At 75.4% G+C, this 12,614-nt stretch carries 13 protein-coding genes and 1 pseudogene; 6 read left to right on the top strand and 8 right to left on the bottom strand.

The features are described from left to right. Positions 1–30: 30 nt before the first annotated feature. Both ACQP2P_RS19540 and ACQP2P_RS19535 read left to right on the top strand, forming a co-directional pair. A complete protein-coding gene (locus ACQP2P_RS19540) occupies positions 31–642 on the top strand; it encodes an HAD family hydrolase (RefSeq protein WP_433617936.1) in 612 nt (203 codons plus the stop codon). A gap of 236 nt (positions 643–878) precedes the next feature. Beyond that, positions 879–1,337 carry a group II truncated hemoglobin gene (locus ACQP2P_RS19535; RefSeq protein ID WP_433617934.1) on the top strand — a complete coding sequence of 153 codons (459 nt, stop codon included), beginning with the start codon at positions 879–881 and terminating at the stop codon, positions 1,335–1,337. 4 nt (positions 1,338–1,341) lie between these two features. On the opposite strand, the gene ACQP2P_RS19530 is transcribed toward ACQP2P_RS19535, so the two are convergent. Then, complete coding sequence (locus ACQP2P_RS19530) at positions 1,342–2,253, bottom strand: GNAT family N-acetyltransferase (protein ID WP_433617932.1); 912 nt, start codon at positions 2,251–2,253, stop codon at positions 1,342–1,344. A gap of 63 nt (positions 2,254–2,316) precedes the next feature. Next, positions 2,317–3,126 (bottom strand): winged helix-turn-helix transcriptional regulator, encoded by an 810-nt coding sequence (locus tag ACQP2P_RS19525; protein WP_433619190.1) that lies wholly within the window; start codon positions 3,124–3,126, stop codon positions 2,317–2,319. A 125-nt stretch (positions 3,127–3,251) separates the two neighbouring features. Between ACQP2P_RS19525 and ACQP2P_RS19520 the strand changes: the two are divergent. Next, positions 3,252–4,412, top strand: a pseudogene (locus ACQP2P_RS19520) (MFS transporter); the annotation flags it as partial. A gap of 405 nt (positions 4,413–4,817) precedes the next feature. Here the strand turns inward: ACQP2P_RS19520 and ACQP2P_RS19515 are convergent. Next, positions 4,818–5,288: a hypothetical protein gene (locus ACQP2P_RS19515; RefSeq protein WP_433617930.1), complete on the bottom strand. Its 471-nt coding sequence runs from the start codon at positions 5,286–5,288 to the stop codon at positions 4,818–4,820. A gap of 9 nt (positions 5,289–5,297) precedes the next feature. Further along, complete coding sequence (locus ACQP2P_RS19510) at positions 5,298–5,489, bottom strand: hypothetical protein (RefSeq protein WP_433617929.1); 192 nt, start codon at positions 5,487–5,489, stop codon at positions 5,298–5,300. Positions 5,490–5,586: 97 nt separating this feature from the next. Here ACQP2P_RS19510 and ACQP2P_RS19505 point away from each other — a divergent pair, with 97 nt between their 5' ends. Next, a complete protein-coding gene (locus tag ACQP2P_RS19505) occupies positions 5,587–6,333 on the top strand; it encodes a hypothetical protein (protein ID WP_433617927.1) in 747 nt (248 codons plus the stop codon). Positions 6,334–6,341: 8 nt separating this feature from the next. Here ACQP2P_RS19505 and ACQP2P_RS19500 read toward each other — a convergent pair whose 3' ends face one another. Both ACQP2P_RS19500 and ACQP2P_RS19495 read right to left on the bottom strand, forming a co-directional pair. Further along, entirely contained in the window at positions 6,342–6,632 is a 291-nt protein-coding gene (locus tag ACQP2P_RS19500) for a peptidoglycan-binding protein (protein ID WP_433617925.1), read from the bottom strand. Between the two features lie 49 nt (positions 6,633–6,681). Then, the gene (locus tag ACQP2P_RS19495) at positions 6,682–9,336 is read right to left on the bottom strand and encodes an AAA domain-containing protein (protein WP_433617923.1); all 2,655 of its coding nucleotides are present in this window, start codon (positions 9,334–9,336) and stop codon (positions 6,682–6,684) included. 213 nt (positions 9,337–9,549) lie between these two features. Between ACQP2P_RS19495 and ACQP2P_RS19490 the strand changes: the two genes are divergently transcribed. Continuing rightward, on the top strand, positions 9,550–10,695 hold the full coding sequence (locus ACQP2P_RS19490) for an ROK family transcriptional regulator (protein ID WP_433617922.1): 1,146 nt from the start codon (positions 9,550–9,552) through the stop codon (positions 10,693–10,695). 8 nt (positions 10,696–10,703) lie between these two features. Here ACQP2P_RS19490 and ACQP2P_RS19485 read toward each other — a convergent pair whose 3' ends face one another. Further along, positions 10,704–11,111 (bottom strand): hypothetical protein, encoded by a 408-nt coding sequence (locus ACQP2P_RS19485; protein ID WP_433617920.1) that lies wholly within the window; start codon positions 11,109–11,111, stop codon positions 10,704–10,706. A 185-nt stretch (positions 11,112–11,296) separates the two neighbouring features. Here ACQP2P_RS19485 and ACQP2P_RS19480 point away from each other — a divergent pair, with 185 nt between their 5' ends. Beyond that, positions 11,297–12,079: a universal stress protein gene (locus ACQP2P_RS19480; RefSeq protein WP_433617919.1), complete on the top strand. Its 783-nt coding sequence runs from the start codon at positions 11,297–11,299 to the stop codon at positions 12,077–12,079. Between the two features lie 93 nt (positions 12,080–12,172). On the opposite strand, the gene yidD is transcribed toward ACQP2P_RS19480, so the two are convergent. Then, complete coding sequence (gene yidD / locus ACQP2P_RS19475) at positions 12,173–12,604, bottom strand: membrane protein insertion efficiency factor YidD (protein WP_433617918.1); 432 nt, start codon at positions 12,602–12,604, stop codon at positions 12,173–12,175. Between the last annotated feature and the right edge of the window lie 10 nt (positions 12,605–12,614).

Below are 12,614 nucleotides of genomic sequence, written 5' to 3'. Positions count from 1 at the left end.
CTCGCCATACGAGTTTATTTGGAGGACGGCATGCGGTTTGCGGCGGTACTGCTCGACATGGACGGCACGCTCGTCGACTCGGACGCGGCGGTCGAACGGGCGTGGCTCATGTGGGCGAACGAGGCCGCAGTGCCGATCGAGCAGCTGCGCCCCCGCATGCACGGCGCCCCGGCCCCGACCACGATCCGCGCGGTGCGCCCGGACCTGTCCGAGGCGCAGGTGCAGGCGGCGTCGCGGCGGCAGCTGGAGCTGCAGTACCGCGATCTCGACGACGTCGTGCCCACCCCGGGCACGGCCCGGCTGCTGGTCGCGCTCAAGGAGCTGGAGCTGCCCTGGGCCGTGGTCACCAGCGCCGACCGCCGGCTGGCCTCGGCCCGGCTGGGCGCGGCGGGCATCGAGCCGCCGCTGCTCGTGACGGTCGAGGAGACCGCGCTGGGCAAGCCGCACCCGGACCCGTATCTCGCGGCCGCCGCCCGCCTCGGCGTCGACCCGGCCGCCTGCCTGGTGGTCGAGGACTCCCAGCCGGGCATCGACGCGGGCCGTGCGGCGGGGTGCACGGTCGCGGCCCTGCGCGGCCTGGACGCGGACCTGCGCATCACGACGCTGGCGGACCTGGCCGACATCCTGATCCAGCGGTCGTAGCGTCCCCGCCGGCCGACCCGACGGGGGTGCCGGTCCGGCATGCGGCGGCGCAGCTCGCCGTAGCGGTGCACGCCCTCCTTGAGGTGGGCCAGGATCACCGGGCGCCATTTGCCGCCGATGACGTCCACGGCCAGTTCGACCGGGCAGTGGTACCGCTTCACCGTGCTCCTCCCGAACGCCACGCACCGAAAAGTGCGTACTTGTCGCCGTCCGCCGAACCGTGATCCCGTCGCGGTGTGACTCCGACACGCTACGAATGGGCGGGCGGCGAGGCGGCCCTCGAACGGCTCACCGACGTGTTCTACGCCAAGGTGCTCGCCGACCCGGCGCTCGCGCCCGTGTTCGCGCACATGGACCCCGGGCACGCGCACTTCGTGGCGATGTGGCTCGGCGAGGTGTTCGGCGGGCCGGCCGCGTACACCGCGCGGCGCGGCGGCTACCCCCACATGCTCGGCGAGCATCTGGGCCGCGCCATCACCGAGGCCCAGCGGCGCCGCTGGCTCGAGCTCATGATGGACGCCGCCGACGAGGCGGGGCTGCCCGGCGATCCCGAGTTCCGGGCCGCGTTCGTCGGCTACCTGGAGTGGGGCACGCGGCTCGCGGTGAGCAACGCCCGGCCGGGCGCGGAACCGGCCCGCGAGGCACCGGTTCCGCGCTGGGGCTGGGGCGAGGCGCCGCCCTGTCAGCCGTCGTGAGCCGCTACTGCCACGTCATGTCGAGCTGGTTCTGGTAGTTGACGTAGCCGGCCCGGGCGAACGCGCGCGCCATCGGCACGTTGCCGGCGTCGGTGTTGGCCCGGATGCGGGGAATGTCGTGCGCGGCCAGCACGCGGGTGCCCTCGGCGAGGATCGCGTCGACGTAGCCGTGGCCGCGGTGCTCGGGCAGCACCGCGATGTACGCGATGATCGGCCCGTAGTCGTTGCGCGCCGGGAAGACGAACCCGACGGGCTCGCCGCCGGGCCGGGTCGCGACGCGCCACCACTCCTGCGGGCTCGGCCACTGTTCGAGCTCGCCGTGGAAGTGCTCCTCGGCGACCGCGCGCGGGCTCATCCGCTCGAGGTCGGCGCGGTTGTGCGCGTCGAGGGTGCCCTCGACGGCGCGGGTCATGAGGTCCAGTGCCTCGCCGGGGCCGGCGAAGCCGCGGAAGCGCAGCCGGCCTTCGTCGGGCGCGATCTGCGTGCCGGGGCGCCACTCGAGCCGGAGCCGTTCGACGAGCAGGCGCGCGCCGAGGTGCTCCAGGGCGGCCAGGCGCGGGCGTACCGCCGTGTCCCCCTGACGCCAGTCGGGCGGCACGAACCGGATGTACTCGGGCGGGGCCGACCCGGCCGGCACGAGCCGTTCGAGCGCGGCGCGCACCAGCGCCTCCCCGGTCGCCGCATGGCCGTCGGCGAAGTCGAAGAAGTCCATGAGGTACGGCTCCGTCGCCCCCGGGCGCGCCCACCAGCCGGCGCGGGCCAGGACCTCCCCGTCGCGCTCGGCGATCCAGAGCCATTCGGGCCGGCGGTTGCCGCGCTCGAGGTCGCCCGGCACTTCGCCGTCGAGCTCGTAGGTCAGGCGGAGGAACAGAGGCAGTTCATCGGGCCCGGTGATCGGGCGGAAGGTGACGTGCATGTGTGGCTGCTCCAATGCGTGGTGCACGGACTGCGGACATGACCGGCTCCTCCCTTCCGGCGATCACGCGTCGCCGCCGACCGTTCTATCGGTGTCGCCGCCCGCCCGCAACCGCATTTCGCCGAGCATCGCGTCGACCGAGCCGGCCGGGTCGGTGATCGGGAACTGCACCGCCCGCACCACCCCGGCCGGGTCGAGCAGCAGCGTGAGCCGCTTGAGCCGGTCGGCGCCGGCGACCCGGAACGTGGGCAGGCGCAGCGCGGCCGCGAGCCGGACGTCCTGGTCGGACAGCAGCGGGAACGGCAGCCGCGCGTGCTCGGCGAAGGCCCGCAGCTGGTCGGGGCGCTGGGTGCTGATCCCGCGGATGTCCGCGCCGAGCTCGCGGAAGGCCGGCTCCCGTTGGGCGTACGTCAGCGACTCCAGCGTGCACCCCGTGGCGCCCGGGATGTCGCCCCAGCCGGGCGGGTGCCCTCCGGCTCCGGGTGCGAAGGCGCCGGGGAAGCAGTACAGCACCGTCCAGTTCTTGCCGTGCAGCCCCGGCACCGGGTGGCCGGCGAGGGCGTGGACCCGCCGCGCCTCGGCCTCGGTGCCGATCGCGTCCAGCGAGCCGTCGCCCATCACGTGCCGCGAGCCCCAGTCCTGCAGCGCGACGAGCACCGGCAGCAGCCCCTCGCCCTTGGGCGTGAGGACGTAGTCGTGGCGGGGCGGGTGCTGCGAATACGGCCGCCGCCGCAGCACGCCGTGCTCGACCAGGGCGCCGAGCCGCTCGGTGAGGGCCCGCCGGCTCACGCCCAGCCCCTTCGCGAGCGCGTCGAAGCGGGTGGTCCCCCCGGCGATGTCCCGCACGATGAGGAACGTCCACCAGTCGCCCATGACACCGAGCGCCTGCGCGATCCCGCAGTCGGCGTCGGCCAGATCCTCGTGCCGCACCCATGCAGTATAGTCAGTTCCAATTTGGAACCCACTGATGTCACATTGGGACCCACTGAGGAGTGCGCATGTTCTGGCGCTGGTGGTCGGCGGGTATGGCCAGTTCCGCGGGGTCCGCGATCAGCGCCGTGGCGCTGCCCCTCACCGCGCTCACGGTGCTCGACGCGACCCCGGTGCAGATGGGGCTCGTCGCGGCCGCCGGCTACGCGGCGTGGCTGCTCATCGGCATGCCCGCCGGCGTGCTCGTGCAGCGGCTGCCCCTGCGCGGCGCGCAGATCGCCATGGACGTGCTGCGCGCCGTGGCGCTCGCGTCGATCCCGGTCGCGTGGGCGCTCGGCGTGCTCACCATCGCCCAGCTCATCGCGGTCGCGCTCGTGGTGAGCCTCGCGACCGTCGTCTTCGGCGTGGCCAACTCGACGTTCCTGCCCGCGATCGTGCCCCGCGAGCAGCTGCAGGCCCGCAACAGCCTCACCTCGGCCACCGACGCGGTCGTGCAGCTCGGCGGCCCGTCGGCCGGCGGCCTGCTCGCGCAGCTGCTCGGGCCCGTGCCCACGCTGCTCGCCGACGCCGCGAGCTACCTCGCCTCGGCCGCGCTCCTGCGCACCCTTCCGGCGCGGCGCACCCCCGTCCCGGACGCGTGGCCGCCGATGCGCCGCATGATCGCCGAGGGCTGGCGCTTCGTCGCCCGGCACCCCGTGATGGGCCCGGGCATGTGGACCGCGACGGCCGTGAACTTCGTGTGCGGGGCGCAGCTGGCGCTGTTTCCGCTGTACCTCGTCCGCGTCCTGCACACCCCGCCCGGCCTGCTCGGCGTGCTGCTCGCCGCCGAGGGCGCCGGCACACTGCTCGGCGCCACCGTGACGTCGCGCTTCACGGCCCGCGCCGGGGCCGGGCGCGCGCTGATCCTGGCGGCCGGCATCGCCGTGCTGGGCGCCACGATCATTCCCATCGGGACCGGCTGGGCCGCCTACGCCGCCTTCGCGCTGGGCAACATCGTCTTCGCCGGCGGCGTGGTGATCCTCAGCGTCACGACGCGCACCTACCGCCAGCTCGCCACCCCGCCCGAGCTGCTGCCGCGGGTGGCCGCGACGGTCCGCTTCGTGTCGTGGGGCGCGATCCCGGTCGGCGGCCTGCTCGCGGGCCTGCTCGCGGACGCGACGAACGCCCGCACGGCCCTCTTCGCCTTCGCCGCGGCGACGCTCCTGGCCCCGCTCGCGCTGCTCGCGAGCGCCCGCATCCGCTCAGCCGGTCTGGATCCGCACGACGACCTCGGACTCGGTGACCTTCTGCACGGAGATGTCGAAGCCCTGCGCGGTGGTGCTGCCGTCGACGGGCACGCTGACGACCGTTCCGCCGACGTCGAGCTTGACCTGGCCGTTGTCGACCCCCACGAGCTTGACGTCGACGCCGAGCACCGAGGACTCGGCGTCGACCCCGCGGTCGAACGTGACCGTGCAGGCACTGGTCGTGCAGTCGACGTTGTCGGTACTGCACGCGGCCGTCCCGAGCGCGAGCACGAACCCGGCGGCGAGCGCGGCGGACCTACGACCCAGCTTCGTAGCCATCATGCGGACCGAGTCTAGACGGCCCGCGCACGCGCACCCCGGCACCCGCGCACGGCCCCGGCGGTGGCGTCACGGGTCGGCCAGCGACCGCAGCACCGCGCCGAGATGGTCGGCGGCCCCGCACAGGGCCTGGATCGCGTCGGCCGCGACGGGGCCCGACGGCGGCGGCGCCGCCAGCAGCTCGGCCAGCACCCCGAGCGTCGTGGCCACCGCGTCGGCGACCGGGTCGGGGCGGCGGCCGCGGCGCCGGGCCACGGTGTGCTGGACCCAGGCCAGGCGGGCCCGCTCCAGCCGCGCGACCCCACCGGCGCCCGCCGCGGCCCGGTCCGCCGCCCAGTGCAGGTCCGCCCGGTCCTCGACGTCGAGACCGGCGAGCGCCTCCAGCGACTCCTGCCGCTCGACGAGCGCGGCCGTGAGGTGGGCGAGCAGATGCGCGCGGCGGCGGTCGGGGTCGAGGTCCTGCATGATGTACCGCGGATCCCCGGGGATGCCCAGCACGGTCATCGCCCGCAGCAGATCGTCGGTGCCCGGCAGGTCCATCGCGCCACCCTAGACCGGGCGGTCCGCGGCGGGCTGTGACGAATCCGGCAGCCCGGACGCGGCGAACAGGACCGCATCGAGCATCGTCGTCACGTCGGGGCGCGAACGGCCGCCGCTCGCGATCCCCACGCATCCGTCCATCCTGCCCACCGGCGCCGAAAACCGGCGAAACACCTGGCCGGTGCGGCGACGGAGGGGCATGGCGGGCTCCGTGCGACGTTGCCCTAGGCTGTGTCGAATTGGCGGCGGCGGGGCCTCCCGGTGACCCGATACATTCCCCTGCATAGGAGGTGGCACGGTGTCACAGAGTGCGAACGGGGACGACAACTTAGCCCGGCGCAACGCCTGGCTCTACTACCTGGTCGTCGGCGGCGCGGGCATCGTGCTGCTGCCGTTCACGGTCGCGCTGCACGCCGAGCTCTGGCCGCAGCTCGTCGCGATCCTGCTGCTGGTCGGCTCCGGCGTCGTCGGGTTCGTGACCAGCTGGCGCACCCGCAAGCCGCGCACGCTCGTGGTGCGCCCGGCCGCGTTCGAGGCGCCGCCGGCGTATTTCCGGCTCGCCGTCAACGCCGCGAGCCTGCCGCCGGTCGTGGGCATCCTGTGCAGCATCGTCTACGACGACGATGACTGGGGCGTGTTCACCTGGATGCTGTTCGCGGTGACGCTCGGATTCGCCTATCTGATGGTGTACGCCCTCGTCATGCTCGTCCGCGGCACCGGGCGCCTCGTCCTGCGCGCCGACGGCCTCACCGTCGTCGACGCGACCACCACGCACGAGGTGCCGTGGGCGGCCATCATGTCCGGCCCGTTGCCGACCGTCTTCGGCGTCGGCCGGCTCGGCATCCTGTGGCCGGAGCTGGTGACCACGACCGGGTTCGGGCGCAAGAAGAACCTGCAGCGCATCCAGCTGCAGCTGCAGTCCAGCGCCGTGCACCGCGAGTTCCTGCACGACTCGGTCAACCACTACCTCAACCACCCCGAGGACCGCGGCTCGATCGGCACCGACGAGGGGCTCGCGCACCTGCTCGCGACGCTGCCGGCCTGAGCCCTGTCCTATGCCGCCATGCCGAGGGAGCGCAGGTGGCGGGCCTCACGGGCGGAGCGGGCGAGGGCCTGGGTCGTGCGCGGGCCGGCGATCCCGTCGACGGCGAGCCCGGCGCGGGCCTGGAAGCGGCGCAGCGCCTGCGGCAGCTCGGCCTCGAACGCGCCGGGCCGGATCAGCCCGAGCTCCGCGAGCAGCGCCCGGACCTCACGCGGGTCGGCGGGCGGGACGGCCTCGTCGGTCGCGTTGACGGTGCCGGCGAGGGCGGCGCCGACGAGGGTGAAGATGCGGCGAACGGTCATACCTCGAGTGTGTTGCGCGAACGTTCGGCCGGCGTCAGGGGAAACCCTGTCAACCGACCCTGAAAACGTCCGTCGCCAGGTCCAGCGCGGCGCGGACCGGGTCGCCGTGCCAGCGGCTCGGGAACGCCTCGCGCAGGGTCCAGCCGGCGCGCAGCAGGGCCCGCTGGCGCTCCAGATGGGCCCGGTTGCCGTCCGGGTGCGGGGCGCAGACGAGGCCGACGCCGTCCACCACGAGATCGAGGGTCCAGTTCCCGACCCGGTACGCGGCGTGGACCTCCCGGCCGGCCGCGGACAGTTCGGCGGCGAGGCGGGCGGCCCACGGTACCGCCGCCGGATCCCCGGCATCGCGGGCCGGGCGCGGGTCGTCCGCGTGCGCGAGGAAGTCCGCGATCAGGCCGCTGCCGCTCGTGAGGGAGGTGACCACGACCAGGCGCCGGCGGGCGCGGGTGGTCATGACGTTGAACAGGTTCGGCTCGGCGGCGAAGCGCGTCCGGGCCGGGGTGTCGCCGTCGACGAGGCCGAGCGAGACGACGACGGTGTCGGCCTCGCCGCCCTGGAACGCGTGCACGGTGCCGCAGCGCAGCCCGAGCCGCTCGATCTCCTCGGCCGTGAGCTCCTGGAGCAGCGCGGCCTCGATCGCGTCGGCCTGCGGGCGGAAGGGCGTCACGACGCCGATCCCGGTGCGCCCGGCGGCGGCCAGCTCGCGCACGGTGCGCAGCACCGCGTCGACCTCGGCCCGGTTGACGCCGTCGCGCACCTCGGCCCCGGCGACCCGCACGACGTCGATGGCGTCCTCGCGCTCGGCGGCCGGGGTGCGGGTCATGAGCGTGAGCCGGCCGTCGTAGAAGCGGCGCGCGGCGAACGCGATGAGGTGCGGGGCGCACCGGTAGTGCTCGCCGAGCCAGGTCGCCGGGGCGGCGCCGACGGCCACGTCGAAGGCGCTGGAGCGGCGCACGTCGATCCGGTCGGGCAGCCCGTGTCTGGCGAGGGTCGCGGCCACGTCGACGTCGGCGACGAACGACACGAACCGCAGCTGGCTCGGGTCGCCGGCGACGAGCGCGCGGCGGGCGCGGGCCAGCACGGGCGCGGCCCGGATCTGGTCGATGTGCGCGGCCTCGTCGAGGATGACGAGGTCGAACAGGCCGGGCACGGGCGGCAGCAGGTCCTCGATGTCGGCGACGGTGCCGACCCACAGCGGCAGCGCCTTGACCAGCGCCGGCCCGTCGAGCGCGGCGAGGGCCTCGCGGCGGCGGTTGCGCCCGGCCCGCAGGGCGGCCCCGAGCTCGGCGGTGCTGCCGCGGGCGGAGCGGCCCCACCGGTCGGCGGCGGCCGCGGCGTCGCGCATCTCGGCCCCGACTGCGGCCCGCAGCCGGGCGTCGGCGTCCAGCAGCGCCGGCCAGACGGCCCCGAGGTCGGTCCCGCCCCGCACGGCGAGCGTGGCGGCGGCCCGGTCGGCCTCGACGGCACCGAGCAGCTCGGCGAGGCGCCGTGGCTCGACACCGTAGCGGCGCCGCACCCGCCATTCGCGCAGGAAGCGGGATTCGAGGAGCCTTTTGGCCCGCGGTACGTCGACATCGCCGGCGAACACCCGGGGCGCCTCGGCTCGCAGCCCGGCCAGCAGCGGCTCCCACACCGTCATCTCGGCGGCCTTGCGCTCCAGGTCCAGCGCCGCGCCGATCGCGTGCTCGAGGCGCTCGACGGCCTCGGCCGCCGCCCGCACCTCGGCCCGCCGCGCGTCGAGCTCCCGGCCGCCGACGCCCTCGGGCCGCCCGGACGTGAGCGCGTGGGCGAAGCGGTCGCGCCGCTCGGCGTCGCCGAACAGCACCGGCTCGGCCCCCGGGAACCGCCCGAGCAGCCCCGCGAGCACCTCGGCGGCGTGACTGGCCTGGGTCGCGACGAGCACGGACCCGCCCCGGTGGACGGTGTCGAGCGCGGCCGCGACGACCGCGTGGCTCTTGCCGTTGCCGGGCGGCCCGGACACGACGACGACCCGCTCGCGGCGCACCCGGCGCACGACCTCGCGCTGGGCCCGGTTCAGCGGCAGCGGGGAGTGCACGGCCTCGTCGGCGCCATCGTCGGGCGGGGCGCCGTCGCCGTACACCTGCGCGAGCGCGGTCTGCTCCAGCCCCGGCCGCGTGGACCAGGCCCGCAGGGTGTCCCGCAGGCCCGGCATGGCGACGTCCCGGGCCACGTACAGTGCCGCGCGGGCCCGCCCCGCCAGGCGCTCGTCGGGCTTGAACCCGGCGGCGTCCGCGGCCGTCTCGATCCAGGCGCCGGTGCCGACGGCCGCGAGCCACGCCGCCGTGCCGACCCCGGGCGCCGACTCCAGCACCGCGGCGAGCCCGCGATCGGCGATGAGCGGCGTGACCTCGAGATCGCCGGCCGAGGTGACCCGATATCCGCGCAGCCGGCCGCCCGAGCCCTCCAGCCGCACCGGCTCGAAGAGCAGCGGCAGCCGCACGGTCCGCGCGACCCCGTCGATGTCGGCGGTGCCGAGCAGCCACGCCCAGCCCCGCCGCAGCAGCCGCTCCTCGCGGTGGAGCGAGTCGAGCGCGGCGAGGCGCTGGGCGGCCTTGCCGGCGGGCACCCGGTCGGGCTCGTCCAGCCACAGCGGTGCGGGCGCCCCTTTCGCGACGTCGAGCACGCGGTCCCGGCCGGCCGGCGCGAGGTCGGCGAGCGCGGCGAGGACGCGGCTGGGCTCCATAGGAGCCCGATTCTGTCATGCACGTTCACGCGCCACCCGTCACGCCGATGCCGCGCAGCGCGGCCGACGCGGCGGCCCGGACGGTGGGCTTCGTCGCATTGTGTCGGTTGCGTTCGGTTCATGTCCGGTCCCGGATTGACACCGACCGGGGCCGCCCATAGGTTTCGAGCCACCATGACGCACCTCGGCGGATCATCGAAGCTGCTCAGGGCCATGAACGACGCGGCCGCCCTGAGTCACGTGCTGGAACGCGGGCCGCTGACCCGCGGGGAGCTGCGCGACCTCACCGGACTGTCCAAGCCGACGATCTCCGAGGCGCTGCGCCGCCTCACGGAGGCGCGGCTGGTGAGCGTCGTCGGCTACGTCAGCGCCGGGCCCGGGCCCAACGCCGAGGTGTACGCGGTGAACCCCGACGCCGCCTACGCGGTCGCGCTGTCCGTGCGGTCGGTCCGCGAGCCGGACAGCCACGGCACCCCCACGGTCACCGCTGCCGTCACCGACCTCGCCGGCGTCGTGCGCGGGCGGCTGGAGTCCGCCGTCGACTTCGCCGCCACCGACACCGTGGCCGTGGTCGCCGACATCGTCGACGAGGTGTGCAAGGAGGCCGGCGTCGCCCGCGACCCGGTCGCCCACGTGCAGATCGCCGTCGCCGGCTCCTACGACCAGCGCGGCGACGTCCTGCACCACGTGGACATCCCCGGCTGGGGCCGCTCGGGGCTGGTCGAGGACCTGCGCCGGCGCCTCGGCGTGACCGTCGGGGTCGACAACGACGTGAACCTGGCCGCCGTCGCCGAGCGCGCGCACGGCGCCGGCCGCGACGCGGAGAGCTTCACGCTGCTGTGGCTCGGCGAGGCGGGCCTGGGCCTGGCCATCGACCTCGGCGGCACCCTGCTGCGGGGGGCGCGGGGCGGGGCGGGCGAGATCGGATACATGCCGATCGGCGCGAGCACCGACCTGCAGACCCTCGTCGGCGGCGCCGCGGTGCTCGAGCTGGGCGCGGCCCACGGGTTCGCCGCCCCGACGGCCGCGGGCACCATGGCCGCCGTCGCCGCCGGGGCCGCCGAGGGGGATCCGGCCGCGGCCGAGTTCGTCACCGTCCTCGCGGGCCGCATCGCGATCGGCCTCTCAGCGGTCGTCGCGGTGCTCGACCCGCCACTGGTCGTCATCGGCGGCGAGGTCGGGCGGGCCGGCGGCGAGCTGCTCGGCGCCGCGGTGGCCGCGGCCCTGGCCGAGGCGGCCCCGCTGGACACCACCATCGCCACGACCCGGGTGCAGGACGACGCCGCCCTGCTGGGCGCCCAGGAGGCCGGCCGCGCCTCGGTGCGCGAGGCCCTGCTGGCCGACCTGAGCCGCCCGTAGCCGACGGGTCAGTCGTCCTCGGACTTCTTCGTGGTGCGCCGCTTGCGGGCGGGCCGCTTGCGCGGCTTCGGCGCCCCGGACGCCAGCTTCGTGTAGGTCAGCATGTTCGCCAGGCCGATGCCGACCGCGGCGAAGAGCACCTGGATGCCGAGCTCCCACCAGCTCCACTGGATCTTCCACACCTTGACGAGGGCCTTGTCGTCGAGGTTGACCAGCTCGGCCACCAGCGTGCCCAGCAGCGCCGCGCCGACACCGATCAGGAACGTGATGAACACGCCGATCGACTGCCGGCCCGGGAGCACCAGTCGCCCGAGCACGCCGATGAGCAGGCCGATCGGGATGGCCACCCAGAAGTCGTTGATGTGCATGTCGGTCGCGCGCTCCCCTCGCGAGTCGGTCGAGACGGGACCGTACACGATTGCTTCGATGCCTTTTGCTCGGGCCCGCGTCACCTGCGGGCCGTTGCTCCCGCCAGACATCCCGGCCTCCGCGGGCGCAAGGACGACAACCGCACCGCCTCGAGCGGGACCCGCGGGCGCCCTTGTGCCGGGGCACGCGGCGAGAGACGGTGGAATCGGGACAAGTGGGAAGGAGGCGCGCCATGCTGCTGGAACACTGCCCGATCGTCGTAGGCGTGGACGGCTCGGCCGCAGCGCTGGGCGCCGTGCGCTGGGCCGCCGACGAGGCCGCGCGACAGCAACGCACGCTGCGGATCGTGCACGCGATGCGCTGGGAGGGGTCCGCGGACGGCCAGGGCCTGGTGCTGGACGCGGCCACGGAGGCCAAGGGCTGGCAGCCGGGCATCGCGGTGGAGACGATGACCCTGGGCGGCTCCCCCGCGTGGATCCTGCGCCAGCAGTCCCGCACGGCCGCCCTGGTGGTCATCGGCGGCCGGGTGCACGACGGCAGCGTGCTGGACGCCTCGGTCAGCGCGCACCTGGCGGCCTTCGCGCACTGCCCCGTGCTCGTCGTCAACAACGGCTGGCGCTGGGCCGACCCGACGACCGCGCTGCCGGCCCACGCCCCGGTCGTCGTCGGCGTCGACGGCTCGCCGTCGAGCCGGCGCGCCCTCGCGTTCGGCTACGGCGAGGCCGCCTCCCGCCACGTGCCCCTGCTCGCCGTCCACGCCGGCCGGGCCCGCCCGCACGCGATCGTCGCCGCCGAGCTCGAGCCGTGGCTGTACCGCCACCCCGAGGTCGAGACCCGCTTCGACAGCCGCGACACGGGCGTGCTGGAAACCCTGACGGAAGCGGCCCGCAGCGCCCTCATGCTCGTCGTGGGCGCGCACCGGGTGGGCTGGTACGAGCAGCCCCGCCCGAACCCGGTGACCCAGCTCGTCGTCCACCACGCCGCCTCGCCGGTACTCGTCACCCGCAGCGTCTAGCCCTGCCGGTCACGCCGGCCCGCGACGGCCCGTCGCGGCCGCTCCCGGCCCGCGACGGGCCGGGAGCGGCCGCGCGCACCCCGCGGCAGCCGGTCACGACACCGGCACCGGATCGGCCCCGCGGGCGCCGCCCGGGCGGCAGCGGGCCAGTCGCCGCGCGGCCAGCCAGACGCCCCGCACGGCGCCGTGGCGGGTGATGGCCTCGGCCGCGTAGTGCGAGCAGCTCGGCGTGAACCGGCAGCACGGGCGCGCCCGGCGGGCGGAGACCTCGGTCTGGTACCGCCGGATCGCCCCGACGAGCGGACCCTCCGGCGACGCCGCCCGCCGCGGCGCCCTCGCCATCGTCAAGAGCATGGCCGGCAGCGACAGCAGCCCCACCATGAGGCAGGGCCCGTCGATCGCCTCGCCGATGCAGCAGCCCGCCTCGAGCAGGCAGGCATCGCGCAGGCAGCTGTTGTTGCCGCCGCGCCGGTAGCCGTAGTCGTCGTGATGCCGGTGCCGCCGGCGGGACCATCGTTCGCGCATGACTCCGTGA

The sequence above is a fragment of the Dactylosporangium sp. CA-139114 genome (assembly GCF_050955725.1).
Classification (GTDB): domain Bacteria; phylum Actinomycetota; class Actinomycetes; order Mycobacteriales; family Micromonosporaceae; genus Dactylosporangium.
Note: the sequence above shows the minus strand (reverse complement) of the source record. Positions and strands in the feature narration are given on the sequence as shown.